The 24,373-nt window shown below is 73.1% G+C and carries 30 protein-coding genes and 1 pseudogene; 18 read left to right on the forward strand and 13 right to left on the reverse strand.

The genetic code is table 11. The features are described 5' to 3' along the window. Positions 1-82: 82 nt before the first annotated feature. Entirely contained in the window at positions 83-853 is a 771-nt protein-coding gene (locus ACFZCY_RS37875) for a type II CAAX prenyl endopeptidase Rce1 family protein (RefSeq protein ID WP_391184295.1), read from the forward strand. A 21-nt stretch (positions 854-874) separates the two neighbouring features. Here the strand turns inward: ACFZCY_RS37875 and ACFZCY_RS37880 are convergent, their stop codons facing one another. Then, a complete protein-coding gene (locus ACFZCY_RS37880) occupies positions 875-1,690 on the reverse strand; it encodes a PhzF family phenazine biosynthesis isomerase (RefSeq protein WP_391184067.1) in 816 nt (271 codons plus the stop codon). A 139-nt stretch (positions 1,691-1,829) separates the two neighbouring features. On the opposite strand from ACFZCY_RS37880, the gene ACFZCY_RS37885 reads away from it, so the two are divergent. Beyond that, entirely contained in the window at positions 1,830-2,465 is a 636-nt protein-coding gene (locus ACFZCY_RS37885) for a helix-turn-helix transcriptional regulator (RefSeq protein WP_391184070.1), read from the forward strand. Between the two features lie 15 nt (positions 2,466-2,480). Here ACFZCY_RS37885 and ACFZCY_RS37890 read toward each other — a convergent pair whose 3' ends face one another. Together ACFZCY_RS37890 and ACFZCY_RS37895 are read right to left on the reverse strand one after the other, a co-directional pair. Continuing rightward, positions 2,481-2,909, reverse strand: coding sequence for an SRPBCC family protein (locus tag ACFZCY_RS37890; RefSeq protein WP_391184072.1), 429 nt, complete (start codon positions 2,907-2,909; stop codon positions 2,481-2,483). A 4-nt stretch (positions 2,910-2,913) separates the two neighbouring features. Beyond that, a complete protein-coding gene (locus tag ACFZCY_RS37895; protein ID WP_391184075.1) occupies positions 2,914-3,525 on the reverse strand; it encodes an HAD domain-containing protein in 612 nt (203 codons plus the stop codon). 235 nt (positions 3,526-3,760) lie between these two features. Between ACFZCY_RS37895 and ACFZCY_RS37900 the strand changes: the two genes are divergently transcribed. Next, the gene (locus ACFZCY_RS37900; RefSeq protein ID WP_391184078.1) at positions 3,761-4,288 is read left to right on the forward strand and encodes a Clp protease N-terminal domain-containing protein; all 528 of its coding nucleotides are present in this window, start codon (positions 3,761-3,763) and stop codon (positions 4,286-4,288) included. A 32-nt stretch (positions 4,289-4,320) separates the two neighbouring features. Beyond that, the gene (locus tag ACFZCY_RS37905) at positions 4,321-5,376 is read left to right on the forward strand and encodes an EamA family transporter (RefSeq protein WP_391184081.1); all 1,056 of its coding nucleotides are present in this window, start codon (positions 4,321-4,323) and stop codon (positions 5,374-5,376) included. A gap of 23 nt (positions 5,377-5,399) precedes the next feature. On the opposite strand, the gene ACFZCY_RS37910 is transcribed toward ACFZCY_RS37905, so the two are convergent. Continuing rightward, positions 5,400-6,080: a pyridoxamine 5'-phosphate oxidase family protein gene (locus ACFZCY_RS37910; RefSeq protein ID WP_391184084.1), complete on the reverse strand. Its 681-nt coding sequence runs from the start codon at positions 6,078-6,080 to the stop codon at positions 5,400-5,402. 37 nt (positions 6,081-6,117) lie between these two features. Between ACFZCY_RS37910 and ACFZCY_RS37915 the strand changes: the two genes are divergently transcribed. After that, complete coding sequence (locus ACFZCY_RS37915) at positions 6,118-7,452, forward strand: aminotransferase class I/II-fold pyridoxal phosphate-dependent enzyme (protein ID WP_391184086.1); 1,335 nt, start codon at positions 6,118-6,120, stop codon at positions 7,450-7,452. A 23-nt stretch (positions 7,453-7,475) separates the two neighbouring features. Here ACFZCY_RS37915 and ACFZCY_RS37920 read toward each other — a convergent pair whose 3' ends face one another. Next, on the reverse strand, positions 7,476-8,426 hold the full coding sequence (locus tag ACFZCY_RS37920; protein ID WP_391184088.1) for an EamA family transporter: 951 nt from the start codon (positions 8,424-8,426) through the stop codon (positions 7,476-7,478). Between the two features lie 74 nt (positions 8,427-8,500). Between ACFZCY_RS37920 and ACFZCY_RS37925 the strand changes: the two genes are divergently transcribed. Beyond that, on the forward strand, positions 8,501-9,406 hold the full coding sequence (locus ACFZCY_RS37925; RefSeq protein ID WP_361481557.1) for a LysR substrate-binding domain-containing protein: 906 nt from the start codon (positions 8,501-8,503) through the stop codon (positions 9,404-9,406). A 28-nt stretch (positions 9,407-9,434) separates the two neighbouring features. Here the strand turns inward: ACFZCY_RS37925 and ACFZCY_RS37930 are convergent, their stop codons facing one another. Further along, positions 9,435-9,902: a pyridoxamine 5'-phosphate oxidase family protein gene (locus tag ACFZCY_RS37930; RefSeq protein ID WP_391184092.1), complete on the reverse strand. Its 468-nt coding sequence runs from the start codon at positions 9,900-9,902 to the stop codon at positions 9,435-9,437. A 27-nt stretch (positions 9,903-9,929) separates the two neighbouring features. Between ACFZCY_RS37930 and ACFZCY_RS37935 the strand changes: the two genes are divergently transcribed. Further along, positions 9,930-10,607, forward strand: coding sequence for an isochorismatase family protein (locus ACFZCY_RS37935; RefSeq protein WP_391184095.1), 678 nt, complete (start codon positions 9,930-9,932; stop codon positions 10,605-10,607). Here the strand turns inward: ACFZCY_RS37935 and ACFZCY_RS37940 are convergent. Next, positions 10,594-11,094, reverse strand: coding sequence for a Rieske 2Fe-2S domain-containing protein (locus ACFZCY_RS37940; protein ID WP_391184098.1), 501 nt, complete (start codon positions 11,092-11,094; stop codon positions 10,594-10,596). The genes ACFZCY_RS37935 and ACFZCY_RS37940 overlap by 14 nt on opposite strands. Before the next feature lie 170 nt (positions 11,095-11,264). Then, positions 11,265-11,852, reverse strand: coding sequence for a GNAT family N-acetyltransferase (locus ACFZCY_RS37945; protein WP_391184101.1), 588 nt, complete (start codon positions 11,850-11,852; stop codon positions 11,265-11,267). A 177-nt stretch (positions 11,853-12,029) separates the two neighbouring features. Between ACFZCY_RS37945 and ACFZCY_RS37950 the strand changes: the two genes are divergently transcribed. From ACFZCY_RS37950 to ung, 6 genes are all read left to right on the forward strand, one after another. After that, positions 12,030-12,452 carry a spore-associated protein A gene (locus tag ACFZCY_RS37950; protein ID WP_391184104.1) on the forward strand — a complete coding sequence of 141 codons (423 nt, stop codon included), beginning with the start codon at positions 12,030-12,032 and terminating at the stop codon, positions 12,450-12,452. Positions 12,453-12,498: 46 nt separating this feature from the next. Continuing rightward, positions 12,499-13,323 carry a HipA family kinase gene (locus ACFZCY_RS37955; RefSeq protein ID WP_391184107.1) on the forward strand — a complete coding sequence of 275 codons (825 nt, stop codon included), beginning with the start codon at positions 12,499-12,501 and terminating at the stop codon, positions 13,321-13,323. Further along, positions 13,296-13,715 (forward strand): DUF3037 domain-containing protein, encoded by a 420-nt coding sequence (locus ACFZCY_RS37960; protein WP_199830964.1) that lies wholly within the window; start codon positions 13,296-13,298, stop codon positions 13,713-13,715. The genes ACFZCY_RS37955 and ACFZCY_RS37960 overlap by 28 nt, the downstream gene beginning before the upstream one ends. A 146-nt stretch (positions 13,716-13,861) precedes the next feature. After that, positions 13,862-14,623, forward strand: coding sequence for a 3-oxoacyl-ACP reductase FabG (gene fabG / locus ACFZCY_RS37965; RefSeq protein ID WP_361481476.1), 762 nt, complete (start codon positions 13,862-13,864; stop codon positions 14,621-14,623). Positions 14,624-14,644: 21 nt separating this feature from the next. Next, positions 14,645-15,409, forward strand: a complete 765-nt coding sequence (locus ACFZCY_RS37970; protein ID WP_391184112.1) for a glucose 1-dehydrogenase — start codon at positions 14,645-14,647, stop codon at positions 15,407-15,409. 149 nt (positions 15,410-15,558) lie between these two features. Next, complete coding sequence (gene ung, locus ACFZCY_RS37975) at positions 15,559-16,254, forward strand: uracil-DNA glycosylase (RefSeq protein WP_391184298.1); 696 nt, start codon at positions 15,559-15,561, stop codon at positions 16,252-16,254. On the opposite strand, the gene ACFZCY_RS37980 is transcribed toward ung, so the two are convergent. Then, positions 16,239-16,646, reverse strand: a complete 408-nt coding sequence (locus ACFZCY_RS37980; RefSeq protein WP_391184115.1) for a DUF3224 domain-containing protein — start codon at positions 16,644-16,646, stop codon at positions 16,239-16,241. The two genes, ung and ACFZCY_RS37980, sit on opposite strands and share 16 nt — an antisense overlap. Positions 16,647-16,729: 83 nt before the next feature. Here ACFZCY_RS37980 and ACFZCY_RS37985 point away from each other — a divergent pair, with 83 nt between their 5' ends. Then, positions 16,730-17,710: a WYL domain-containing protein gene (locus tag ACFZCY_RS37985; RefSeq protein ID WP_391184118.1), complete on the forward strand. Its 981-nt coding sequence runs from the start codon at positions 16,730-16,732 to the stop codon at positions 17,708-17,710. Positions 17,711-17,806: 96 nt separating this feature from the next. Further along, positions 17,807-18,268: a hypothetical protein gene (locus ACFZCY_RS37990; protein ID WP_391184121.1), complete on the forward strand. Its 462-nt coding sequence runs from the start codon at positions 17,807-17,809 to the stop codon at positions 18,266-18,268. A gap of 15 nt (positions 18,269-18,283) precedes the next feature. Here the strand turns inward: ACFZCY_RS37990 and ACFZCY_RS37995 are convergent, their stop codons facing one another. Further along, entirely contained in the window at positions 18,284-18,793 is a 510-nt protein-coding gene (locus ACFZCY_RS37995; protein WP_391184124.1) for a DUF664 domain-containing protein, read from the reverse strand. Between the two features lie 41 nt (positions 18,794-18,834). Continuing rightward, the gene (locus tag ACFZCY_RS38000; RefSeq protein WP_391184127.1) at positions 18,835-19,020 is read right to left on the reverse strand and encodes a hypothetical protein; all 186 of its coding nucleotides are present in this window, start codon (positions 19,018-19,020) and stop codon (positions 18,835-18,837) included. A gap of 3 nt (positions 19,021-19,023) precedes the next feature. Between ACFZCY_RS38000 and ACFZCY_RS38005 the strand changes: the two are divergent. The 3 genes and pseudogenes from ACFZCY_RS38005 to ACFZCY_RS38015 form a co-directional block, all read left to right on the forward strand. Continuing rightward, positions 19,024-19,128: pseudogene (locus tag ACFZCY_RS38005) on the forward strand (hypothetical protein); the annotation flags it as partial. Positions 19,129-19,231: 103 nt separating this feature from the next. Further along, complete coding sequence (locus tag ACFZCY_RS38010; protein ID WP_391184311.1) at positions 19,232-19,375, forward strand: hypothetical protein; 144 nt, start codon at positions 19,232-19,234, stop codon at positions 19,373-19,375. A 55-nt stretch (positions 19,376-19,430) separates the two neighbouring features. Next, positions 19,431-20,348 (forward strand): Gfo/Idh/MocA family oxidoreductase, encoded by a 918-nt coding sequence (locus ACFZCY_RS38015; protein WP_391184130.1) that lies wholly within the window; start codon positions 19,431-19,433, stop codon positions 20,346-20,348. Here ACFZCY_RS38015 and lnt read toward each other — a convergent pair. Beyond that, entirely contained in the window at positions 20,308-21,927 is a 1,620-nt protein-coding gene (lnt, locus tag ACFZCY_RS38020) for an apolipoprotein N-acyltransferase (RefSeq protein WP_391184132.1), read from the reverse strand. The genes ACFZCY_RS38015 and lnt overlap by 41 nt on opposite strands. After that, the gene (locus ACFZCY_RS38025; RefSeq protein WP_391184135.1) at positions 21,924-24,365 is read right to left on the reverse strand and encodes a SpoIIE family protein phosphatase; all 2,442 of its coding nucleotides are present in this window, start codon (positions 24,363-24,365) and stop codon (positions 21,924-21,926) included. Before ACFZCY_RS38025 ends, lnt begins: the two co-directional genes overlap by 4 nt. Positions 24,366-24,373 lie beyond the last annotated feature (8 nt).

Here is a 24,373-nt window from a genome sequence, read left to right on the forward strand (position 1 = left end):
GAGACCTTAGCGGGGCGGGCGCGCCGATGAGGTAGGAAGAGCGGAAGTGGAGGCAGGAGTGCAGTCAGAGGCGCGTGGGGCGATGCTGTCCGAGGGCGACCTGCCGCGGCGGATGCTGCGCAACGAGACGCTGCTCGTGCTGGCGTTGTCGCTCGGCGCGAGCGCCCTGTCCGCGCTGATCAGCTTTATCGGCTCGGTGACCAAGCCCGGCGGGCTCAAGGATCAGGCGGCCACCCTCAACGCCTCCCAGGCGCCCGGCCGCCCCTGGCTGGACCTCACCTGGCAGCTGTTCGGGATCGCGACCGCGTTGGTGCCGGTCGCGCTCGTGGCCCATCTGCTGCTGCGGGAGGGCGCCGGGCTGCGCGCGATCGGCTTCGACCGCACCCGGCCGCGCTCCGACCTGGGGTGGGGCGCCGCGGTGGCGGCGGGCATCGGCGGCACCGGGCTGCTGCTCTACCTGGGCGCGCGGGCGGCGGGGGCCAATCTGACGGTGGTGCCCGAGGCGCTGCCCGAGGTGTGGTGGAAGCTGCCCGTGCTCATCGTCTCCGCCGTGCAGAACGCCGTGCTGGAGGAAGTGGTCGTGGTCGGCTATCTGCTGCGCAGGCTCGGGCAGTTGGGCTGGACGCCGATGGCCGCGCTGCTGGCCGGCTCCGTGCTGCGCGGTTCGTACCACCTGTACCAGGGGATCGGCGGATTCTTCGGCAACATGGCGATGGGCGTCGTCTTCGTCCTGCTCTACCGCAGGTGGGGGCGGGTCGGGCCGCTGGTCGCGGCGCATGCGCTGATCGACATCGTGGCGTTCGTCGGCTACGCCCTGCTGGCGGGCAAGGTGGGCTGGCTGCCCACCGCCTGACCCGACCCCCCGGCGGGCCGTTCAGACCAGCAGCTCCCCGTCGATGACCGTGACGGCCCGGCCGGCCAGCAGCGTACGGTCGCCGCGCAGGGTGGTGCGGACCAGCCCGGTGCGGGCGGAGGCCTGGAGTCCGGTCAGTTCCTCGCGGCCGAGCCGGGCGGACCAGAAGGGTGCGAGCGCGGTGTGCGCGCTGCCGGTCACCGGGTCCTCGTCGATGCCGACGCCGGGTGCGAAGACGCGCGAGACGAAGTCATGGCCGCGGGCCGGGTCCTCGGGGAGCGCGGTCGCGATGACGGCCCGCTTGACGAGCCGCCCGAGCGTCGCGAGGTCGGGGTCGAGGGCCCGTACGGCCTTCTCGTCGGCCAGCTCCACCAGCAGATCGCCGACCTGGGGGCCGGTGTCGTGGGCGGAGACGACCGTGGCGCCGAGCGCGGCGGCCACCTCGCTCGCGACCGTGACCTCGGTCAGCGGGGCGGTCGGGAAGTCCAGCGTGATCGTGCCGCTGGGGTCGCCGGTCGCGGACAGCACCCCGCTCAGCGTGGCGAACCGTACGGTGCCGGTCGCGGCGCCCGTCGTACGCAGCACATGGGCGGTCGCGAGCGTGGCGTGGCCGCACATGGCGACCTCGGTGGCCGGGGTGAGCCAGCGCAGCGCCCAGTCGGCCTCGGCCCCTGGGGGGAGCGGGTGGGCGAAGGCGGTCTCCGAGAGGTTGACCTCGGCGGCGACCTCCTGGAGCCAGGTGTCGTCCGGGAAGGCGTCGGTGTCCAGGAGGACGACTCCCGCCGGGTTGCCCGCGAAGGGGCGGTCGGTGAAGGCGTCGACGATTCGTATCCGCATGGCCCGACCGTAGGCGGCGGCCGGCGCGCCGAACCATGGCCAATCCCTGAAGGGTGGACTCGTTCCGGCATTGCCATCCGATCGGTTCCGATATATCGTTGAGCCATCGTGATGGATCGACGATGAAAGGAGCGTCACGATGAGGCATCACCATGGACATGAGCACCGCGGACCCGGCCGGCGCGACCGGGGTGACTTCGAGGAGCGGCGGGCGGCCTTCGGTCCGTTCGGCCCCGGGCCCGGCGGCTTCGGCGGATCCCCCTTCGGCGGGCCTCCGTTCGGCGGCCGCGGCCATGGCGGCGGGCGCCGCGGCCGGGCGCGGCGCGGCGATGTGCGCGCCTCGATCCTGGCCCTTCTCAAGGACCGCCCGATGCACGGCTACGAGATGATCCAGGAGATCGCCGAGCGCAGCGGGGGAGCGTGGAAGCCGAGCCCCGGCTCGGTCTATCCGACGCTGCAGCTCCTCGAGGACGAGGGGATGATCAGCAGCGAGAGCGACGGCGGCAAGAAGCTGTACGCGCTCACCGAGGCCGGGCGTACCGAGGCCGAGGCGGGGCCGCAGGCCCCGTGGGAAGAGGCCGGGCGCGGCATCGACTGGGAGGCCATGCAGGAGGTCCGGCAGGCCGGATTCGGTCTGATGGAGGCGTTCGCGCAGGTCTGGAAGACGGGCAGTCCCGGGCAGCGGCAGAAGGCGCTGTCCGTCATCAACGAGTCGCGCAAGCGGCTGTATCTGATCCTCGCCGAGCAGGACGACGAAGAGAGCGACGAGGGCTGAAAAGGGGGTGGCGGGCTACGCCACCAGCGCGGCGAGCTTGCGCAGTGACTCGTTCAGCGCCGCGGTCGCCGAGTCCTTGAGCTTTCCGGCCATCAGGGACACCGCCGCCCCCGTGAAGTCGCCGTCGACGCGGACCGTCGTCGCGTCCCCGTCCGGCGCCAGCGCGTAGCGCATGCCGAGGTTCACGCCCATCGGGCCCTTGCCCCGGGTGGCGAGCACCCGCCCGGGTGCGTACTCCTCGACGGTCCACGTCACTTCGGCGGGGAAGCCCATCAGCCGCATGTTCTCCTGATACGTCGCCGCGGCCTCCAGCGAGGCGGGGGCGCCCTGGGGGAAGCCGGTGTGGGTGACGTTCCAGTCGCCGTACGTGGAGAAGTCCGTGAGCTGGGCCCACACCTTCTCGACAGGTGCCTCGATGCGTAACTGAGCGCTGACCTCGGCCATGGGGTCATGTCCCTTCCGGGTGTCCGGCGGCGGGGCTGCGCACCGTAGCCCCGCCGCCGGGAACATTCAATACTGACGGGCCGTCAGTCGTCGGCCTCCGGTGCGGCCGCGGGCGCCGCAGGCGGCGCGCCCGGGGCGGGCGCCGCAGCAGCCGGTCGACGTGCTCCCGGCGCAGCCCGTGCGCGGGGTCGACCGGCAGCAGCAGCCGGTCGCGCCGCAGTCGGGACCGGGTCACCAGCCGCTCGGGCATCACATCGTCCACCCAGGCGAACGGGCGCCCCGCGGCGTACCGCAGGATCGGCGCCCACTTGCGGCCCGAGAGGAGGTCGAGCACCGGCAGCTTCGGATCGTCCGGCCGCGGCTCGTAGCCCGTGAACTCCACGACCGGAAGCCGGGGCAGTTCGAGGAGTGGCGCGATATGGCGGTTGGCCTCGTGCTCCCAGGTGGTGGCCCAGACGAGTTCGTAGGTGGCGGACAGCTCGCGCAGCCAGTCGGCGTGGGTGACGGAGAGGAGGACGGTGAAGTCGAGTATGTCGTAGGCGGTGAACCCGTCGGTCGGCAGGACCGGGTTGAGGACACCGTCGATGTCCAGGAAGAGCAGCGGCCGGGCGGTCATCGGACTCCTTGGCGGCAAGGTGCGGCGGAAACGCGCGGTTGTGAGTGGGGGACGGCCCCCGGAGCGGCGGCGGTTGCGTGTCGCGGGGGTTTCGAGGGGTTTCGGGGTCGGGAGGAAGGCCGGGTCCTCTCCTCCCCGAGGATGATTTCCGGTCATCCATGCCCAACTACCGTGGGATCCGCACATGCTTCCCGCTGAGGATGCTTCGGCCTCAAGGGACTGATGGGGTGAGAGCGTGCGAAGTCCTGCCCTTTCCGCTTCCGTCGACCCGGCCGGTGCCGGGTTCGAGGACCGGCTGAGCGAGCCGTTGACCGCCGTGGTCACGGGGGCCCGCCGCCGCGTCGTACGCGACGGGGACAACCAGCTCGACACGGTCCATCTGCTGCACACCCTGGTGGAGAACGACCTCCGGGTGTGGGGCGCGTTCGCCGGCGGCCCGCCCCAAGTGGTGCGGCTGCTCGGCTATCTGGTGCAGCGCACCATCGGCTACGGGCTCCGGTGGAGCGGCACGGTCGAGACCTCCGCGACCGGCGCCGGTGACGGGGTGCCCGGCTGGTCTCCGGCCGCCGCTGCCGCCATGGCGTCGGCGGTCGGGCGCGCCGCGGCGCGGGGCGCGTTCCTCGCCGAGGGCCCCGACCTCCTCGCCGCGCTCACCTACGACCGGGAGTGCCGGGCCGTGGAGGTGCTGCGGCGGACCGGGGTGGACGTGGACCTGCTGGTGACGGCGCTGGACGGCGCGCCGTGCCAGGTGCGAACGGGGTGACGGTCCTGACATCGGGCTGACATGATGGCCCGATGCACCACACGCGAGGGCAGCACCATGATCAGGGCAGGGGTGTCGGTCTGGGGCTCGCCCTGGTCTCGGCGCTCGCGTTCGGCGGCTCGGGCGTCGCCGCCAAACCGCTGATCGGGGCGGGGCTCGAACCGCTGCAGGTCACCTGGTTGCGGGTGGCGGGCGCCGCCCTCGTCATGCTGCCCCTGGTCTGGCGCCACCGCCGGCTGCCGCTGCGGCGCCCCGGACTGCTCCTGGGCTTCGGCCTGCTGGCCGTGGCGGGCGTCCAGGCCTTCTACTTCGCCGCGCTGTCCCGCATCCCGGTCGGGGTCGCGCTGCTCGTCGAATACCTCGCGCCCGCGCTGGTGCTGGGATGGGTCCGGTTCGTCCAGCGGCGGCCGGTGAGCCGGGCGGCCGCGGCCGGCGTCGTCCTCGCGGTGGGCGGGCTCGCGTGTGTGGTCGAGGTGTGGTCCGGGCTGAGCTTCGACGCGCTGGGGCTGGCGCTCGCCCTCGGCGCCGCCTGCTGCCAGGTCGGCTACTTCGTCCTGTCCGACCACGGCAGCGAGGGGCAGGACGCGGCCGATCCGCTCGGGGTCATCGCCTACGGGCTGCTGATCGGCGCCGCGGTGCTGACGGTGATCGCCCGGCCGTGGGAGCTGCACTGGCCGGTGCTCACGGGGCAGGCCGACCTCGCGGGCACGCGGGTGCCCGCGGTGCTGCTGCTGTGCTGGATCGTGCTGGTCGCCACGGTGGTCGCGTATCTGACCGGGGTGCTCTCGGTGCGCCGGCTGTCGCCGCAGGTGGCCGGGGTGGTGGCCTGCCTGGAGGCCGTGGTCGCCACGGTGCTGGCCTGGGTGCTGCTGGACGAACACCTGGGCGTGGCCCAGGTCGTCGGCGGCGCGGTGGTGCTGGGCGGGGCGCTGATCGCGCAGACGTCGGCACCGAAGGCGGCGGGGACGGAGCCGGTGGCGGCGGGGCCGGCCCCCGCCGAGCCCGCGGCCGCCGCGGCCGAGCGGGGGCACCGCCACGCGGTGGTGGACGAGCCCCCGGAGGACCGCCCCGGGGACCCGGCCCCATAAGCCCCGTAAGCCTGTAACACCCGCTAGTCCAGCGCCGCGAGATAGCCGGGCAGGGGTGTGTCCGGCGCCAGGTCGTCCGCTGGGATGGGCGCGCCGTAGGTCCGGGCGACCGGGACCACGCCGCTCCAGTACGGCAGCGTCATGTCCTCCGGCTCGTCGTTGGGGCCGCCGGCGCGGATCTTGGCGGAGACCTCGTCGAGGTCGAGGCGGAGCACGGCGGTGGCGGCCAGCTCCTTCGCGTTCGCGGGGCGGGAGTCGGCGGCCCGGCCCGGCACCACGTGGTTCACGATCACGTCGAGCGCCGCCGCGCGCTCGGTGTCGTCGAGTACCTGACGGGCGGTGCCGTGCACCACCACCGAGCGGTAGTTGATCGAGTGGTGGAACGCCGAGCGGGCGAGCACCAGGCCGTCGACGTGGGTGACCGTCAGGCACACCGGCAGCCCCGGATCCTCGGCGCCCGCCATCCGCAGGGGGCGTGAGCCGGTCGAGCCGTGCACGTAGAGGCGGGTCCCGGACCGGGCGTAGAGGGTCGGCAGGACCACCGGGGCACCGTCGCGTATGAAGCCCAGGTGGCAGACGTATGCCGCGTCGAGGATCCCGTGCACCACGTCCGCGTCGTACGAGGCGCGCTCCCGGGCGCGGGTCGGGGTGGTGCGGTCGGTCGCCGCGTAGGCGGTGTCGTCCGGCTCGGTGGTCGCACTCATTTGCGCACTCCTATTGCATTAGTGCAAACTACGTTTTGTGCTAGGAGAATATCCGATCGAAGGCCGTGGCGCAGCAGAGATCGCGGCCAGTGTGGAGCGTGCGGTCGGCGGCGGATCGCTGTCGCCCGGTCAACCGCTGCCGCCGCAGAGGGAGTTGGCCACGCGGCTGGGCGTCAACCCGAACACCGTCGCGGCCGCCTATCGCGTGCTGCGCGAGCGCGGGGTGATCGAGACGGCGGGCCGCCGGGGGACCCGGGTGCGGGCGCGCCCGGCGAGCACACCCCGCGAGTGGCTTCGGGTCGAGGCCCCGGGCGCGCGCGACCTCGCGACCGGCAACCCCGACCCCGCCCTGCTGCCGCCGCTCGGCGCGGCCCTCGCGGAGACCGCCGCGCGCGCCGCCGACGGCCCCACGCTGTACGGCGCGCCGGGGGTCGCCCCCGCCCTCGGCGAGTCGGCGCGCACCGCCTTCGACGCTGACGGCGTGCCGGACGGGCCCATCGCCGTCACCTCCGGTTCGCTCGACGCCATCGAACGCGTCCTCGCCGCTCATCTGCGACCCGGTGACGCGGTCGCCGTCGAGGACCCCGGCTGGGGCAGTCTGCTCGACCTGATCCCGGCGCTCGGGCTGCGCACCGTGCCCGTCGCGCTCGATGACGACGGGCCGCTGCCGGAGGAGGTGGAGCGGGCGCTGCGTCAGGGGGCGCGGGCGCTGGTCGTCACCGACCGGGCGCAGAACCCGACGGGCGCGGCGGTGAGCGCGGCGCGCGCCCGTGAGCTGCGCGCCGTCCTCGCGGGCCACCCCGGCGTGGTGCTCATCGAGGACGACCACGGCCACGGCATCGTGGACCTGCCCCTGCATCCGCTGGCGGGCGGCACGGACCACTGGGTCCTGGTCCGCTCCACCGCCAAGGCGTACGGCCCCGATCTGCGCCTGGCGGTGCTCACCGGCGACGCCGTCACCCTGGACCGGTTGCGCGGACGCCAGCGCCTCGGCCCCGGCTGGGTGAGCCATCTGCTGCAGGACACCGTGACGTGGCTGTGGCGCACCGGCGCGGTGGACCCGGCGGCGGTCGCGGCGGCGTACGACGCGCGCCGCGACGCCCTGGTGAGCGCCCTGCGGGAGCGGGGAGTCGCCGCGCACGGGCGCAGCGGGATGAACGTCTGGGTGCCGGTGCCCGACGAGACGGGCGCGGTGGCCCGTCTGCTGTCCGCGGGCTGGGCGGCCGCGCCGGGCGCCCGGTTCCGGGTGGCCTCGGGGCCGGGGCTGCGGCTGACGGTCTCTCCGCTGCGCGCCGAAGAGGTGGCCGGGCTCGCCGGCGCGGTGGCGTCGGCGGTGGCGAGGGGACCGGCCCCGGCGGGCCGGATGGACTGATGAGTCCCGTGCTTCCCGGGGATCTACCGGCGCTGGGTGAGGGCCGCGCCGACGAGGATGATCAGGGCGCCCACCGGCGTGTTCCAGTCGAGGTGTTCGCCGAGGATCAGCACGCCCGCGGCCGTGGCGATCACCGGGACGAAGTACGTCACCATCATCGCCGTCGTCGGGCCGACCTCATCCACCAGGCCGTACTGGATCAGGAAGGCGACACCGGTGCCCAGGGCGCCGAGGGCGAGCACCGACAGCAGGGGGAGGACGGGGTAGGAGCCGGGGGCCGGGGCGGCGAGCGGGGCGGCCACCGCGAGCTGGACCGTGCCGAGCAGCAGCTGGCCGGAGGACATGGCCAGATGGGAGTTCCCGGTCCCGGCGAGCGTGCGGCGGACGTAGGCCCAGCCGATCGCGTAGCTGAGCGAGGCGGTGAGCGCGAGGGCCGTACCCACCGGGTCCTGGCCGGAGAAGCCCTGCCACGCGCCCAGCACGATCAGGACCCCGGCGAAGCCGAGGCCCAGGCCCGCGACGCGCTGCCGGGTCGGGCGGTCGTCGGAGACGACGGCCACCGCGACGACCATGCCCCACAGGGGCGAGGCGGCGTTGCAGATCCCGGCCAGGGTGGAGGGGATGGTCGTCTCGGCGTAGGCGAAGAGCGAGAACGGAAGGGCGTTGAGGAAGAACGCGGCCACGGCCAGATGGCCCCACACCCGGGCCCCGCGCGGCAGCCGCTCCCGCTTCGCCACCACCACCGCGAGGAGGACGGCCGTGCCGAACAGCATCCGGCCGAGCGTGACGTACAGCGGCGCGAACGCCTCGGTGCCCACCTTGATGAACAGGAAACTGAAGCCCCAGACCAGGGCGAGCACGCCGAAGCGGATCCGCCAGTCGAGCAACCGCCGTGGGCGGGCGCCGGGTTCGGGGGACTGTTCGGCGGGCTGCCCGGTGGCAGGGGAGGACGCCGCGGTGGTCGCTGAGGTCATGGCATCTACATTGCTGGCTGCAACTTCTTAGAACAAGCGAGAATTCATGTGCGTTTTCGCGTAGCATTCCTTACATGAATCTGGATCGCCTGCGCACCTTGTACGCCGTGGCCCGGCACGGTTCCGTGAGCGGCGCGGCCGAGGGGCTGCACGTCACCACCTCGGCCGTCTCCCAGCAGCTGTCCAAGCTGGAGCGGGAGACCGGACAGCAGCTGCTCGCGAAGAACGGACGCGGGGTGCGGCTCACCGACGCCGGGCGGCTGCTCTCCGACCACGCGGCCCGGATCCTGTCCCAAGTGGAGCTGGCCCAGGCGGACCTGGAGGCCCAGCGCGGACACGCCGTCGGCGAGCTGCTGCTGGGCGCCTTCCCGACCGCCGTGCGTGGCCTCTTCCCCGCCGCGCTGGAGCGGATGCGGTCCGAACACCCGCAGCTGCGCGCCCGGTTGCAGGAGATGGAGCCGGACGAGTCGGTGCCCGCGGTGGTGCGCGGCGACATCGACCTGGCCGTCGTCCTCGACTGGTACAACAAGCCGCTGCCGGTGCCCGGCGGGCTGGTCAAGGCGGCGCTGCTGGACGACCTGGTGGACGTGGCGATGCCCGCGGACCACCCCTTCGCCGACCGCTGCGCGGTCGAGCCGGAGGACTTCGTGGACGACGAGTGGGTGTCCTGGCCCGAGGGCGGTTTCTGCTACGACTGGCTGATGGTGACCCTGCGCGGCAAGGGCATCGAGCCGCACATCCGGCACACCGCGCGGGAGCACCAGACCCAGCTCGCGCTGATCGCCTCCGGGCTCGGCATCGGCGTCATCCCCCGGCTCGGCCGGGGCCCGGTGCCCGAGGGCGTGCGGATGGTGCCGGTGAGCCCGCCCACGATGCGCCGGCACGTCTACGCGATCTGGCGCGCCGACGCCGACCGCAGGCCCTCCATCCGCGCGGCGGTGGACGTGCTGCGGTCGGTGGGGGAGAAGATCGTCGACTGACCGGCGGAGCCAGGTCCGTACGACACGCTCAGCCCTGGGGCAGCTTGCGGAAGTCCCAGGAGCTGACCGTGTCCGGGATCAGCCGCAGCCACGCGTGGCGCCCGTCGTGCGGCATGGCGTCCAGCCCGAAGTACTTCGCCGCGAACATGCGCTCCGGCGCGTCGAGTTCGGGGCATGGCGCGCCCGAGCGCGGCGCCTCGCCGACGAAGGCGGCCTCGCCGCTCAGCTCGGCGCCGCGCAGCTCGCCGTAGTCGTGCCCGTCGTCGACGATCACCGCGAGCCGCGGATCGCCGCTCAGCTCGGCCCAGCGGCGGCTGCGGGTCAGGGAGTAGAGCCACAGGGCCGTGCCGTCCCAGGCGAACCACAGCGCGCTGATGTGCGGCCGCCCGTCCGCGGACACGGTCGCGACCCGGCAGGTGCGCTGTTCGGTGAGGAAGGCGTCCAGCTCGGCCGGGGTCATCATGATGCGGCGTCCCCGCCGCTGGGTGACGGTCATCCGCACAGGATCGCGACTCTTCCCTCCATGCGCAATGGCCATTACCCTCCCGGCGCGAGACGCCAGGAGGCCGCCGTGTCGCTTTCCGAACTGCTTCGGCCCGAGGGCTGCGCCCTGCTCACCGTGGAGTGCCAGCGTGGCGTCGTGGGTCCGGGCAGCGCGCTGCCCGAACTCGCCGCCGAGGCCCGGGAGTCCGGCGCGCTCGGGCGTGTCGCCCGGCTGGTGTCGGCCGCCCACGACACGCGCGTACCGGTGCTGCACGCGGTGGCCGAGCGGCGCGCCGACGGGCGCGGCGCGAACCGGAACGCGCCGCTGTTCCGGGCCGCCGAGCGGCTGCCGGTGCGGCAGCTCACCGGGAGCGACGCGGTACGGATCGCCGAACCGGTCCCGGTCGGCGCGGAGGATCTGCTGGTACGCCGGCTGCACGGCCTGTCGCCGCTCGCCGGGACCGGCGTGGACGCGCTGCTGCGCAACCTGGGCTGCCGCACCCTGGTCGTCGTCGGCGTGTCGGCCAATGTGGCGATACCCAACGCCGTCTTCGACGCGGTCAACCTCGGCTATACGGCCGTGGTGCCCGCGGACGCCATCGCCGGGGTGCCCGCCTCGTACACCCCGGCGATGGTCCGCCACACCCTCGCCCTCGTCGCGACCGTCACCTCGACCGAGGACGTCCTCGCCTCCTGGCAGCCGCTCAGGCCATCTTGATCGAGGTGCCCTCCACCTTGATCTTGGCGCCGGGCAGCGGCTTCGTGGCCGGTCCGCCCTTCGGGCTGCCGTCGCTGATGTCGAACTTGCTCTGGTGGCAGGGGCAGTTGATGGTGCCGTCCGACACGTCGCCGACCGAGCACCCCTGGTGGGTGCAGATCGAGGAGAACGCCTTGAACTGCCCCGACGAGGGCTGGGTCACCACGACCTTGTGATCCTTGAAGACCATGCCGCCGCCCTCCGGTATCTGGGAGGTCTTGGCCAGCTCCATCCCGCCGCCCCCCGCCGCGTCGCCTCCCGCTCCCGCCGCGCCCGACTGCCCGGCCCCGGCCGACTCCTGTGCGGAACCGGCGTTCTGCGAGTCGCCCGACCCGCCGCCGTCGTCCTTACCGCAGGCCGTGAGAGCGGCGGCCAGCCCGGCCGCTCCGGCAGCGGAGACGACGGCGCGACGGGTGGTGCCCCATCCGGTGGTTTCCGGCTGCGTCATGGTGGTGCCTCCTGATCCAGGGACGTTTCGCTTCCATACGCAGCCCGGCGCTCACGTGTTCAACCGTCGGGCGTCTTCTTGGACAAGCACGCCCGGAAAGGTTTCGCGATGATCAGGAGGACGATCGGCAGCCCGGGCGGATGCCAAGGGCCCCGTGGGCGGTGGGCTCGTCAGCCACGGCGCCGGTCTTCGACCGGGGACCGGCCGCGGACATGCAGGTGGCCGTCCAGGGGGTACGCGGGCGGCGCCGCGGGCAGCACTCTGTCCAACTCGTAGGCGCTCTTCTGAGCGACGCGGCATGACGCCAGGTTGTCCACTTGGTGCAGGAGTTCAAGGCTCTGAAGTCCGTCGGTGTGGAAGGTCTCGAAGGCCCACGCCGTGAGCGTCTCCAAGGCCCTGACGGCTATGCCGCGGCCTCGCGCTCGTGCCGATGTCCAGTAGCCGACCTCGGCGGACCGCTTGCCCGATGCGACCTCCTTGAGAATCACGTCGCCTACCAAGCGCTGTGAACCCATGCCAGGGTGCGCTTCCAGGACGGCGAAGCTGAACCGGTTGCCTGCCGTCCAGCCCTGCTGCTGGGCCTGCACCCACCGCAGTCCCTCGGCGTCATCGGTCACCCGCGTGCTGCTCCAGCGACGCAGGACCGGATCGCGGTATGCCTCGACCAGTTCGGGGACGTCCTCCGCGCACCAGGGGCGGAGAACCAGCGCGGGCGCGACCGGCGTCGCGGGTGCCTCGAGTATCACAGGAGTGGTCACCGACGGATCATCCCCAAGCGGCCATGTCTACGTCACGGTGTACGCGAGACCTGCCGACGGCTGCGCTGCCCCCGGTGACAGAACTGTGACGCGGTGAGGCCACAACCAACCCGGAGGCCGTCTGGTCTCACGTCACGGACCAGATCAACGAGGGACCACATCAACGAGGGGAATCCCATGAAGCTCGCACGTCGCACCGCCGCCGTCACGACCGTCGCCATCGTCGTCGGTGGCGGTGCCCTGGCCCTTGCCGGGCCCGCGTCAGCGGCGGAGTCGGTCGGCCCGGTCGCGAAGTACAACGGGGCCTGTGGCGCCGGCCACAAGGTGATCGACTCCGCCGACATGGAGAACCTGGGCACGACCTTCCTGACGTACAACCAGACGACCGGCGAGAACTGTGTGGTCACCATTCGCGCCAGGGCCGGGGTGGCGGTGTACATGTTCGCCTCGCTCAGCTCGGAGCGGGAGGGGAAGGCGACCGACAGCGGTCAGTTCACGACCTACGCCGGGCCCGTCTACCTTCAGGCCCGCGGGCAGTGCGTGACCTGGGAGGGCGGCATCACCACCTATTCCACGAAGGGCACCGGCCACTGCGGCTGATCCCGGTGGAGGATCGTGAGGTCGGCGCGTCGGATAGCTTGGGGAAATGCTGACCGAAGTCACCGCGACCCGCTACGTCACGCCGTTGCGTGAGGGCGGGTCGCTCCCCGGCATCGTCGAGGCCGACGATCTCGGTACGTACGTCATGAAATTCATCGGCGCGGGGCAGGGCCGGAAGACCCTCGTCGCCGAGGTCATCTGCGGGCAGCTGGGCCGCCGGCTGGGGCTGCGGGTCCCGGAGCTGGTGCGGATCCAGCTCGACCCGGTGATCGGGATGGGCGAGCCGGAGGAGGAGGTGCAGGAGCTGCTCAAGGCCAGCGGGGGGCTCAACCTGGGCATGGACTATCTGCCCGGTTCGCTCGGTTTCGACCCGCTGGCCTTCGAGGTGGGCGCGGCGGAGGCCGGACGGGTGGTGTGGTTCGACGCGCTCGTCGGGAACGTGGACCGGTCCTGGCGCAACCCCAACCTGCTGGTGTGGCACGGCAAGCTGTGGCTCATCGACCACGGCGCCACGATGATCTGGCACCACAGCTGGCGCGGTCTGGACGCGGCCGCCACCAAGCCGTACGACGCCTCCGACCACGTACTCGCCCCCTTCGCACCCGATGTGGCGGCGGCCGCGGCCGCGCTCGCGCCGCGGATCACCGAGGAACTGCTGACCGAGGTCACCGCCGACGTCCCGGACGCCTGGCTGGCCGACGAGCCCGGCTTCGACAGCCCGGACGCGGTGCGCCGCGCCTATGTGGGCGTGCTGCTGGAGCGGGCCGGGGCGATCGGTGAAAGGATCACGCTCGGGGAGCGCTCCGGTGACGGGCCGTCGAAGGCTCCTGACTGGCTGCGCGTATGGGTCGACGGAAAGGCAGCGAAGTGAGCGGGCTGCACCATGGCCGGGATGTGTTCGAGTACGCGCTGGTGCGGGTCGTTCCCCGGGTGGAGCGCGGTGAGCTGATCAACGCGGGTGTCGTCGTCTACTGCCGCGCCACGTCCTTCGTGGCGGCCCGCACCCATCTGGACGAGACCCGGCTGCTCGCGCTCGACCCGTCGGCGGACGTGGCGGGCGTACGGGCCGCGCTGCACGCGGTGGAGGGCGTCTGCCGCGGGGGAGAACAGGCCGGTCAGGCGGCCGGTGACGAGCCGGGGCGGCGGTTCCGCTGGCTGGTCGCGCCGCGCTCCACGGTCGTCCAGCCGGGGCCGGTGCACACCGGGCTGACCACGGACGCGGAGGCGGAGGTCGAGCGGCTGCTCGACCTGCTGGTGCGCTGACGGGCGAGGGTGAGCAAGGGCATCACAGCGGGTCGTTGACAGTGGGCGGCGGGCCTCATAGCGTCTCGTCTGCTGAAGCGACTAAGCGGTTGGTCACCCCCGGGGGCCGGGACGGTGAGCCGCCACCCGAGGCGAGGAGAACCCGCATGTCCACCAACGAGCAGCGTGTCGCCATCGTGACGGGCGCGGCCCGCGGCATCGGCGCGGCGACCGCCGTGCGGCTGGCCGAGGAGGGCCGCGCCGTCGCCGTGCTCGACCTCGACGAGGCGTCCTGCGCGGACACCGTGGAGAAGATCACCGCGGCGGGTGGCAAGGCCATCGCCGTGGGCTGCGACGTGTCCGACGCCGGGCAGGTGGAGGCCGCGGTCGGGCGTGTCGCCGAAGAGCTGGGCGCGCCGACGATCCTGGTGAACAACGCCGGTGTGCTCCGCGACAATCTGCTCTTCAAGATGAGCGAGTCCGACTGGGACACCGTGATGAACGTGCATCTGCGGGGCGCGTTCCTGATGTCGCGCGCCTGTCAGAAGCACATGGTGGACGCCGGGTTCGGACGGATCGTCAACCTCTCCAGCTCGTCCGCGCTCGGCAACCGCGGCCAGGTCAACTACTCGGCGGCCAAGGCCGGTATGCAGGGCTTCACCAAGACCCTCGCCATCGAGCTGGGCAAGTTCGGGGTCACCGCCAACGCCGTGGCGCCCGGGTTCATCGCCACCGACATGACCGCCGCGACCGCCGAGCGCGTCGGCATGGGCTTCGACGACTTCCAGAAGGCCGCCGCGAGCCAGATCCCGGTGCAGCGCGTCGGGCAGCCGGCCGACATCGCGAACGCCGTCGCCTTCTTCACCGGGGACGCGGCCGGGTTCGTCTCCGGCCAGGTGATGTACGTGGCCGGCGGCCCGCTCAACTGATACAGGAGCTGGACGAACCTCATGACCAAAGAGATCGCAGCGGACAGCGGCAAGGCCGCGCTCGTCACCGGCGCCAGCCGGGGCATCGGCTACGGCATCGCCGAGGCGATGGTGGCGCGCGGCGACCGGGTGTGCATCACCGGTCGCAACGAGGAAGCCCTGAAGGAGGCCGTCGAGCGGCTGGGCGCGGACCGGGTGATCGGCGTCCCCGGCAAGGCCCATGACGAGGCGCACCAGGCGGTCGCCGTCGAGCGCGCGATGGAGGCGTTCGGGCGCGTCGACTACCTCGTCAACAACGCCGGTACGAACCCCGTCTACTCGCCGATCGCCGATCTCGACCTCGCGGTGATGCGCAAGGTCTTCGAGACCAACGTCGTCTCGGCGCTCGGCTTCGCGCAGCAGACGTGGAAGGCGTGGCAGAAGGAGAACGGCGGCGCGATCGTCAACATAGCCTCGGTCGCCGGGCTGTCCCCCTCGCCGTTCATCGCCGCGTACGGCGTCTCCAAGGCCGCGATGATCAACCTCACGGCGCAGCTCGCCCACGAGTTCGCGCCGGGCGTGCGGGTCAACGCGATCGCCCCCGCGGTGGTGAAGACCAAGTTCGCCACCGTCCTGTACGAGGGGCGGGAGGCGGAGGCCGCCGCGGCGTACCCGCTCGGGCGGCTCGGCGTGCCGGAGGACATCGGGGGCGCGGCCGCGTTCCTCACCTCCGAGCAGGCCGCGTGGATCACCGGCCAGACGCTCGTCATCGACGGCGGTGTCTTCCTCAACGCGGGCGTCGGCTGACCGCCCCCCGGGGATCCGCTACGACGCGCGGGCCCGGCACCGCTTCCGGTGCCGGGCCCACGAGTCGTTTCCCCACGCCGCGTGCGGCGTTGTCAGTGGCCGCCGGTAGGTTCGTGACCGTGAACGGAACACGACCGGAGGTTGTTGACGTGCCCTACGTGCTGCCCGAGTCCTGGCGCGGCGTCCTCGGCGAGGAGCTGGAAAAGCCCTATTTCAAGGAGCTCACGGAGTTCGTCGAGGAGGAGCGGGCCAAGGGGCCGGTCTTCCCGCCGCGCGACGAGGTCTTCGCCGCCCTGGAGGCCACGCCGTACGACCAGGTGAAGGTGCTGATCCTCGGGCAGGACCCGTACCACGGCGAGGGCCAGGGGCACGGGCTGTGCTTCTCGGTGCGGCCGGGCGTGAAGACCCCGCCGTCGCTGCGGAACATCTACAAGGAGATGAAGGAGGAGCTGGGCCACCCCGTTCCGGACAACGGCTATCTGATGCCGTGGGCCCGGCAGGGCGTCCTGCTGCTCAACGCGGTGCTGACGGTCCGCGGCGGCGAGGCCAACTCCCACAAGAGCAAGGGGTGGGAGAAGTTCACCGACGCGGTGATCCGCGCGGTGGCCGCCCGCCCCGACCCGGCCGTCTTCGTCCTGTGGGGCAATTACGCACAGAAGAAGCTGCCGCTGATCGACGAGGAGCGGCACGCGGTGGTGAAGGGCGCGCACCCTTCCCCGCTGTCGGCGAAGAAGTTCTTCGGATCGCGTCCCTTCACCCAGATCGACGAGGCGGTGAAGGCCCAGGGCCACACGCCGATCGACTGGCGGATCCCCGACCTCGGCCCGGCTCAGCCCAGCTCGTAGTCGAAGACGTAGGAGACCGCCTGGATGCCCGGCGGGGCGGTGAAGGAGCCCGCACCGGCGAGCCCGGCCAGCTCGCCGGAGCCCGAGCCGGGCACCACCTCGAAGGCGCACCGCACGGTGCCGTCCTCGCCGAAGGTGCCGTGCTGGGCGAGGACGAAGCTGCCCCGGCGGCCGTCGAGCTCCCCGTCCACCAGCTCGTGGCCCGAGAAGCCACCGGTCTTGTCGGCGAGGTAGACGATGGCGTACTGACAGGCGGTGCCGGACGCCGTGATCGCGCCCGAGTAGCCGTTGATCACGGTGGCGTGGGCGAGCTTCGCCCCGCCCGCGGCCTCCCCGACCGGCTTCTCCTGCCAGTCGGCGAAGGTGAAGGTACCGGTGGCGTGCGTGGTCATGGCGGGTCCTTTCGATCAGGCCGTGCTGGTGAGGAGGACTCTGCCCGCCGTACCTGACACCTTCTGTCAGGTACGGGCGCACAATGGACCGCATGCGTGCCGACCGCCTGCTCTCCCTGCTCCTTCTGCTGCAGAACCGGGGCCGGATGACCGCGCCGGAGATCGCCGCGGAGCTGGAGGTGTCGGTCCGTACCGTCTACCGCGACATCGACGCGCTGAGCGCCTCCGGCGTGCCGGTGTACGCAGACCGGGGCCCGGCCGGCGGCTACCGGCTGCTGGACGGCTACCGCACCCGGCTGACCGGGCTCACCGGCGACGAGGCCGACTCGCTCTTCCTCGCCGGGATGCCCGGCCCGGCCGCCGAACTGGGCCTCGGCGCCGACCTCACCACCGCCCAGCTCAAGCTGCGGGCCGCGTTGCCGCCCGAGCTGGACGAGCGCTCGCGCCGCATCCAGGAGCGCTTCCACCTCGACGCGCCCGGCTGGTTCCGGGACGCCGAGCCGGTGCCGTACCTCGCGGCGGCGGCCGAGGCCGTGTGGCGGCGACGGGTGCTGCGGGTGCACTACCGGCGCTGGCGCGGCGAGGTGCACCGGGACCTGCACGCCCTCGGCCTCGTCCTCAAGGGCGGCATCTGGTACCTGGTGGCGCGGGTGGACGCGTCGATACGCAGCTACCGCGTGGCGCGGATCCTGGCCGCCGAGGTGCTCGCGGACGTTTTCGAGCGCCCGGCCGGGTTCGACCTCGCCGCCTACTGGCAGGAGTCGGCCCGCGCCATGGAGGCCGCGCGCTTCCGGGGCGAGGCCGAACTGCTGCTGACCGAGCGGGGCCTGCGGCTGCTGCCGATGAAGTTCGGCGCGATCGGCGCGGTGGCCGCCGCCGCTGCGGGCCCGCCCGACGACCGGGGGAGGGTGCGGGTGGTGCTGCCCGTGGAGTCGCTGCCCGTCGCCGTCGACGACATGCTGCGGCTGGGCACCGACGCCGAGGTGCTGAACCCTCCCGAGCTGCGGACGGCCGTCGCCCGCGCCGTCACCGAACTGGCCGAGCGGTACGGGCCGCCGGACTGACCCGATGGGCCCGCCTGACGGGCGTCGTACGGCTTCCCGGCTAGCGTCGGCCGCGGGCGGGGGCGACAACCGGCGGCGCGCAGGCGGGAGGACCCGATGGGAGAGGTAGGGCGGGAGGCGCCGGAGGACGACGCCGTGCTGACCCGGATCGGGCAGGCGGTCATGCTGCACCGGGGCGGTGACCGCGAGGAGGCGCGCAACCGGCTGGCCGCGCTGTGGCGGGAGATCGAGGGCGACGGCGATCCGTTCCACCGCTGCGCCCTCGCCCACTATCTCGCCGACACCCAGGACGATCCGGCCGATGAGCTGCTGTGGGACCTGCTGGCCCTGGCCGCGGCCGACGGGCCCGGCGCCCGCACCGCCGCGCCCCGGCTGCGCGCCCTCTACCCGGCGCTCCACCTCAACCTGGCCGTCGACTACGCCAAGCTCGGCCAGGAGGCGGCGGCACGCAGCCAGCTGGCGCTGGCCCGGGCGAGCGCGGGCACGCTCGGCGACGACCCGTACGGGGACCGGGTGCGGGCCGGGATCGCCCGGCTGGGGCAGCGGCTCGCCCCCTGAAGCCCCCTGTGGTTCCTAGTCGCCCGTGACCCCGTCGATGCGCTCGCGGATGAGGTCGGCGTGGCCGTTGTGGCGGGCGTACTCCTCGATCATATGGAGGTAGATCCAGCGCAGGTTGTACTCCCCGCGGCCGTCGCGGCGGGTGACGACCTCGTCCAGGGAGTGGCCCGCGGCCGCCGTGCGGGCCTCGGCGACCTCGTCCCGCCAGATGGCGAAGGCGGCATCGCCGGTGTCCGCCCCGGTGACCCGGAAATCGCCGTCCGGATCCTCCTCGCTGTACCAGATGGGCGGCGCCTCCTGACCGTCCAGCACCCGCCGGAACCAGCTGCGCTCGACCTCGGCCATGTGCCGTACGAGCCCGAGCAGGGTGAGCCCGGACGGCGGCGCGGTGGCCTCGCGCAGCTGCTTGTCGTCGAGTCCCTCGCACTTGAGGGCCAGGGTCTCGCGGTGGAAGTCCAGCCACCCCTCCAGGCTGGTGCGTTCATCGGCGGTGCGGGGCGCTTCGCGGCGTTCGGCAGTCGTCATGGCGAGCATCATGCGGCCCCGGCGCTCCGCCGCGCCACGGGTTATCGGCCCAGCAGCCCGCGCAGCAGCTCCTCGAACCCGGTGCGCAGCGCCGCGCGTTCGGGGACCGCGGCATCCTCGCGGCCGCCGAACCCGGCGCCGTCCTGCGCCACGACGTCCGGGCCACGACCGCACCGCTGCCCGCCTACCACCGGGACCGGACCGCCCTCCTCGGCGACGCGGCCCATGCCATGGCCCCCACCCAGGGGCAGGGCGGCAACCAGGCCATCGAGGACGCCGTCGTCCTCGCCCACCACCTGTCCCCGCACGCCGCCGACCCGGCCGCCGACCCGGGCGGTGCGCTCGCCGCGTACACCCGCGAACGGCTGCCGCGCACCATGGACGTCGTACGCCACTCCGCGCGCCGCCCGCGCGATCTCCCTGGCCGGCGCCCCCGCGGTGGCCCTCCGGAACGCCGCCGTCGTCGCCGCCACCCGCCTCGCTCCCGGCCTGGTGCTGCGCGGCTTCGACGGCATCGCCGACCGGCGTCCCCCGGCCGAAGCGGAAGCCGCCCCGGACTCGTCACCCCGGCAGCCGTCCTGAGTAGGGTGGACGCGGGCCGCCGGACACCGCCGGGACGTGGAACACAGGAGGCATCGTGAGGGTCGGCTGCATCGGTCTCGGCGACATCGCGCAGAAGGCCTATCTGCCCGTGCTCATGGCGCGGCCCGGGGTGGAGCCCCATCTGCACACCCGCACCCCCGCCACCCTCCAGCGGGTCGCCGACACCTACCGGGTGCCCGGAGGCCAGCGCCACCCCGGCCTCGACTCGATGCTCGCGGCGGACCTGGACGCCGCGTTCGTGCACGCCCCGACCGCCGAGCACGCCGGGCTCGTCACCCGGCTCCTGGAGGCCGGGGTGCCCACCTACGTCGACAAGCCGCTCGCCTACGAACTCGGGCACAGCGAACGGCTGGTGCGGCTGGCCGAGGACCGCGGCGTCAGCCTGATGGTCGGCTTCAACCGGCGCTACGCCCCCGGGTACACACAGTGCCTGGACCATCCGCGCGATCTGATCCTGATGCAGAAGAACCGCGTCGGCCTCCCCGAGGACCCGCGCACCCTCGTCCTGGACGACTTCATCCACGTCGTCGACACCCTGCGCTTCCTCGCCCCCGGCCCGGTCGACCAGATCGACGTGACCAGCAGGATCCGCGACGGACTGCTGCACCACGTCGTGCTCCGGCTGTCCGGCGACGGGTTCACCGCGCTCGGCGTGATGAACCGGATGAGCGGCTCCACCGAGGAGATCCTGGAGGTCTCCGGCCAGGACACCAAGCGGCAGGTCACCAACCTCGCCGAGATCGTGGACCACAAGGGCCAGCCGAGCGTGCGCCGCCGCGGCGACTGGGTGCCGGTCGCCCGGCAGCGCGGCATCGAGCAGATCACCGACGCCTTCCTCGACGCCGTGCGCACCGGCAGGCGGCTCGGCGCCGAGGACGCGCTGCGCACCCACGAACTGTGCGAACGGGTGATCAGGGACGCGGAGGGGTTCGGGAACCGGAACGGCGCCTGACCGCGCCCACGCCCTCCACCGCGCCGTACACGGCGAGCGCCGCCAGAGCCCCGTACACCGTCAGCGGCCCGGTCCGCACATACGGGCTGGTGCCCTTCGCCAGCGGCACCGAGTACATCGTCGCCGCGCTCGTGTCCGTACCCATGCGCTTGCCCACCGGTTCGCCGCGCGGGCCGAAGACCGCGCTCTCCCCGGTCAGCGTCGCGTGAACCGTCGGCCGCCAGGTCTCCGCGGCGCGCAGCGCGGCCAGCGTGGCGTGCTGTTCGGGCGCCCAGCTCCGCTGGAACGTCGAGGTCGCCGACTGCACGACGAGCACCTGCGCCCCGTGCCGGGCCAGATTGCGGCTCATGTCCGGGAACGCCGACTCGAAGCAGACCTCCGGCCCGATCCGCAAGCCCTGCGGCAGCCGCATCACCACCTGCTGCGTGCCGCGGTGCCGGTCCTCACCGGCCGCCTTGCCCACCGAGGTGGCCCAGCCCAGCAGCGGCCGGGCCGGGATGTACTCGCCGAACGGCACCAGCCGCATCTTGTCGTAGCGCTGCCCGGTCGGACCGTGCGGCCCGATCAGCACCGAACTCTTGTAGATCCCCGGCAGATCGCTGCGCCGCGCGTCCACGTTGACCAGCAGATCCGCGCCCACCGAACGGGACAGCGCGCCCAGCCGCTTCGCCAGCTGCGGCCGGTCGCCGAGGTCCGTGCCGACGCTGCTCTCGCCCCACACCACCAGGTCCGGATGGCGCCCGGCCAGCTGCCGACTCAGCTCGACGCCACGCTCCAGCCGCGGCCCCGGCCCCTTGATCACCCCGGGCTGCACCACGGCGATCCGCGCGGTCCCGGTCTCCTGCGGCACCGGCGCCCACGCCCACACCGCGGCCCCCGCCGCACCGCACGCGGTCAGCCCGGCCACCGCGACGACACGGGCCCGGGGCAGGACGATCAGCGCGGTGACCGCGACGTTCACCAGGACCAGCAGGAAGCCGACCAGCCACACCCCGCCCACCGACGCCACCCGCAGCGCGGCGGCCACCTGCCACTGGCTCGCGCCCAGCAGCGCCCAGGGCCCGCCGAGGTACTGCCAGGACCGCGCCAGCTCGGCCAGCAGCCACGCGGACGGCAGCAGCACCAGCGCGGCGCCCACCCGGCCGGGGCCCGGACGGCCGTGCAGCAGCCGGTGCGTCAGCGCGCCGAACGGCACCCACAACAGCCCCAGCAGCAGTGCCAGCAGCACGATGAACACATGCAGGCTCGGCATCAGCCAGTGGTGCGCCGCGAGCAGGAACCCGCTCCCGCCCAGCCAGCCGTCGTACGCCGCCCGCCGCACCGTGGGCGCCGAGCGCGTCAGCAGCAGCCAGGGCACCAGGGCTACGTACGCGAACCACCACACCGACGGCGCGGGAAACGCCAGGGCGGGCAGCGCGCCCGCCACCACCGCGGCGCCGCCGCGCACCCACCGGGAGGCGAGCCGCTGCCTCCACACCCCTGCACGCACGCCGCATGCCCCCCTCCCGTTGGCATGACTCCAGTGTGCGGGAGCAAGGCGATCATGGATAGGGCGAGGGCGGGCCGGAGCGTGCCTCATGCCGGATCCGGAAGGTCTTGTTCGGCCCAGATGAGCTTGCCGCCCTCGGTGTAGCGGGTGCCCCAGCGGCGGGTCATCTGCGCGACGAGGAACAGTCCGCGGCCGCCCTCGTCGGTGGTACGGGCATGGCGCAGCCGCGGGGAGGTGTTGCTGGCGTCCGCGACCTCGCAGATCAGCACGTCGTGCCGGATCAGCCGCAGCCTGATGGGGCCGGTGCCGTGCCGGATGGCGTTGGTGACCAGCTCACTGACGATCAGTTCGGTGGTCATCGCCAGCTCCGGCAGGCCCCATTCGGCGAGCTGGTGGACGGCGAGGGAGCGGGCGTTCGCGACCACGGCCGGATCGGAGGGCAGGTCCCAGGAGACGACATGGCCCGCGCCCAGGGTGTTCGTACGGGCCAGCAGCAGCGCCACGTCGTCCGACTGCGGACGGGTCAGCAGGGTGTCGATGACCGTCGAGCACAGCTCCTCCAGCGGCAGCCCGGGCTGGGCCAGGGCGTTGCTCAGCCGGCCGAGCCCGACGTCGATGTCCTGGTCGCAGGTCTCGATGAGGCCGTCCGTGAACAGCGCGATCAGACTGCCCGCGGGCAGCTCCAGCTCCGCCGACTCGAACGGCAGCGAACCGAGCCCCAGCGGGGGACCGGCGGGCAGCGGCGGGTAGGAGACCACACCGCCGGGGTCCACCACCGCGGGCGTGAGATGGCCGGCCCGGGCCATCGTGCAGCGCCGGGTGACCGGGTCGTACACCGCGTACAGACACGTGGCGCCCAGCACCGCCGTGCCCACCCCCTCCTGCGCCGACTCCTCCTCGGTGAGCCGGATGACCAGGTCGTCCAGATGGGCCAGCAGCTCCTCGGGCGGCAGGTCCATGTCGGCGAGGGTGTGCACCGCGGTGCGCAGCCGACCCATGGTGGCCGCCGCGGTGATGCCGTGCCCGACCACGTCGCCGACCACCAGCGCCACCCGGGCCCCGGACAGGGGGATGACGTCGAACCAGTCGCCGCCGACCCCGTTGCGCGCGTCGGTGGGCAGATAGCGCGAGGCCACGTCGAGGGCCTGGCCGCCGGACAGGGCGTGCGGCAGCAGGCTGCGCTGCAGAGCGAGGGCCGCGGTGTGCTCGCGGCTGTAGCGGCGGGCGTTGTCCACGCACAGCGCGGCGCGCGTCACCAGCTCCTCGGCGAGCAGCAGATCGTCGCCCTCGAAGGGCTCCGGATGCCGGGTCCGGACGAACGAGGCCACGCCCAGCATGGCGCCGCGCGCGCAGATCGGGACCACCATCAGCGAGCGCATCCCGAACTCGCGGACCTTCTGCGTCCGGGCCGGGTCGTCGCCGGTCCACGCGCCCAGCGAGGCGTCCAGCTCCGGATCCAGGATGGCCTCCCCCTCCAGGAAGCTGCGGGCGAACGGCGACCCCGGGGAGACGGCGACCGGGTCCCCGGGGGCCGCGATCGACTCCGGGCAGCCCTCTTGGATGGAAGCCTGGCCCGCCCGCCGGAACGGGGGCAGGCTCCGGGTCCGCTGCGCCGACGGCTCCTCGCCGCGCAGGACGGAGTCCAGCAGGTCGACGGTGACGAAGTCGGCGAGCCGGGGCACCGCGAACTCGGCCAGCTCCTGCGCGGTGCGCATCACGTCCAGGGTGCTGCCGATGTGCTCGCTGGCCCCGCTGAGCAGGGCCAGCCGCTCCCGGGCCCGCCAGCGGTCGGTGACGTCCATGCCCATGTAGCAGACGCCGACCGGATGGCCGTCCGCGTTGTCGAGGCGGAAGAAGGAGGTCGAGTACGCGTGCTCCTGGTGCGGCTCGGCCAGGGTCCAGCCCCGGTACTCGTAGTCGATCACCGGGACGCCGGTCTCCAGGACCTCGCGCATCTTTCCCTCCAGCGCCGCCGTGTCCAGCCCCGGCAGCGAATCCGCCATCCGGCGGCCCAGCCGCTGATCGCGCGGGACGCCGCCGTAGCGCTCCAGGGTGTCGTTCATCCACACGTACCGCAGGTCCGGGCTGAGCACGGCCATGCCGATGGGCGAGCGGGTCAGGAACGCCTGGAGCAGCGATCCGCTGACCGCCCAGGTCGGGATCGTCGCCACGTCGATCGCCGAAATCAGCCAGCAGGTGCCGTCACCGAGACCGGTGACCGGGGAGACCCGCAGGCCCACCGCGAGCCGGTGACCGGCCTGGTGCCGGACCTCCAGCAGCCCGCCCCAGCCGCCGTGCTCACCGCACTGTTCGGCGATCGACACCGCCTTCGCGGGGTCCTCCGGCGCCGCCAGCAGCATCGCGCCGGGCCGCTTCAGCACCTCCGGCGCCGGATAGCCGAGCAGCCGTTCCGCCGCCGTGGTCCAGCCGACGACGGTCCCCGTGGCATCGATCAGGGCCGTCGCCGCATCGGACATGTCGAAGGGGACATGTGCTTCGGTCGGCGCGATTCCCTCGGGGATGGCCATCGCACCCG

It is taken from the genome of Streptomyces sp. NPDC007983 (assembly GCF_042958345.1).
Lineage (GTDB): Bacteria > Actinomycetota > Actinomycetes > Streptomycetales > Streptomycetaceae > Streptomyces.

Coding starts and splice junctions, on each gene's coding strand:
- ACFZCY_RS37890 (WP_391184072.1), bottom strand. CDS start 2,909: ATGGCCGAGGTCAGCGCTCAGTTACGCATCGAGGCACCTGTCGAGAAG.
- ACFZCY_RS37880 (WP_391184067.1), bottom strand. CDS start 1,690: ATGCGGATACGAATCGTCGACGCCTTCACCGACCGCCCCTTCGCGGGC.
- ACFZCY_RS37920 (WP_391184088.1), bottom strand. CDS start 8,426: ATGACCTCAGCGACCACCGCGGCGTCCTCCCCTGCCACCGGGCAGCCC.
- ACFZCY_RS37895 (WP_391184075.1), bottom strand. CDS start 3,525: ATGACCGCCCGGCCGCTGCTCTTCCTGGACATCGACGGTGTCCTCAAC.
- ACFZCY_RS37970 (WP_391184112.1), top strand. CDS start 14,645: ATGACCAAAGAGATCGCAGCGGACAGCGGCAAGGCCGCGCTCGTCACC.
- ACFZCY_RS37930 (WP_391184092.1), bottom strand. CDS start 9,902: ATGACCGTCACCCAGCGGCGGGGACGCCGCATCATGATGACCCCGGCC.
- ACFZCY_RS37960 (WP_199830964.1), top strand. CDS start 13,296: ATGGGTCGACGGAAAGGCAGCGAAGTGAGCGGGCTGCACCATGGCCGG.
- ACFZCY_RS37980 (WP_391184115.1), bottom strand. CDS start 16,646: ATGACCACGCACGCCACCGGTACCTTCACCTTCGCCGACTGGCAGGAG.
- ACFZCY_RS37985 (WP_391184118.1), top strand. CDS start 16,730: ATGGACCGCATGCGTGCCGACCGCCTGCTCTCCCTGCTCCTTCTGCTG.
- ACFZCY_RS38025 (WP_391184135.1), bottom strand. CDS start 24,365: ATGGCCATCCCCGAGGGAATCGCGCCGACCGAAGCACATGTCCCCTTC.
- ACFZCY_RS37940 (WP_391184098.1), bottom strand. CDS start 11,094: ATGACGCAGCCGGAAACCACCGGATGGGGCACCACCCGTCGCGCCGTC.
- lnt (WP_391184132.1), bottom strand. CDS start 21,927: ATGAGGCACGCTCCGGCCCGCCCTCGCCCTATCCATGATCGCCTTGCT.
- ACFZCY_RS37875 (WP_391184295.1), top strand. CDS start 83: ATGCTGTCCGAGGGCGACCTGCCGCGGCGGATGCTGCGCAACGAGACG.
- ACFZCY_RS37925 (WP_361481557.1), top strand. CDS start 8,501: ATGAATCTGGATCGCCTGCGCACCTTGTACGCCGTGGCCCGGCACGGT.
- ACFZCY_RS37995 (WP_391184124.1), bottom strand. CDS start 18,793: ATGACGACTGCCGAACGCCGCGAAGCGCCCCGCACCGCCGATGAACGC.
- ACFZCY_RS37955 (WP_391184107.1), top strand. CDS start 12,499: ATGCTGACCGAAGTCACCGCGACCCGCTACGTCACGCCGTTGCGTGAG.
- ACFZCY_RS38000 (WP_391184127.1), bottom strand. CDS start 19,020: ATGGGCCGCGTCGCCGAGGAGGGCGGTCCGGTCCCGGTGGTAGGCGGG.
- ACFZCY_RS37885 (WP_391184070.1), top strand. CDS start 1,830: ATGAGGCATCACCATGGACATGAGCACCGCGGACCCGGCCGGCGCGAC.
- ACFZCY_RS37935 (WP_391184095.1), top strand. CDS start 9,930: ATGCGCAATGGCCATTACCCTCCCGGCGCGAGACGCCAGGAGGCCGCC.
- ACFZCY_RS37950 (WP_391184104.1), top strand. CDS start 12,030: ATGAAGCTCGCACGTCGCACCGCCGCCGTCACGACCGTCGCCATCGTC.
- fabG (WP_361481476.1), top strand. CDS start 13,862: ATGTCCACCAACGAGCAGCGTGTCGCCATCGTGACGGGCGCGGCCCGC.
- ACFZCY_RS37990 (WP_391184121.1), top strand. CDS start 17,807: ATGGGAGAGGTAGGGCGGGAGGCGCCGGAGGACGACGCCGTGCTGACC.
- ACFZCY_RS37910 (WP_391184084.1), bottom strand. CDS start 6,080: ATGAGTGCGACCACCGAGCCGGACGACACCGCCTACGCGGCGACCGAC.
- ACFZCY_RS37905 (WP_391184081.1), top strand. CDS start 4,321: ATGCACCACACGCGAGGGCAGCACCATGATCAGGGCAGGGGTGTCGGT.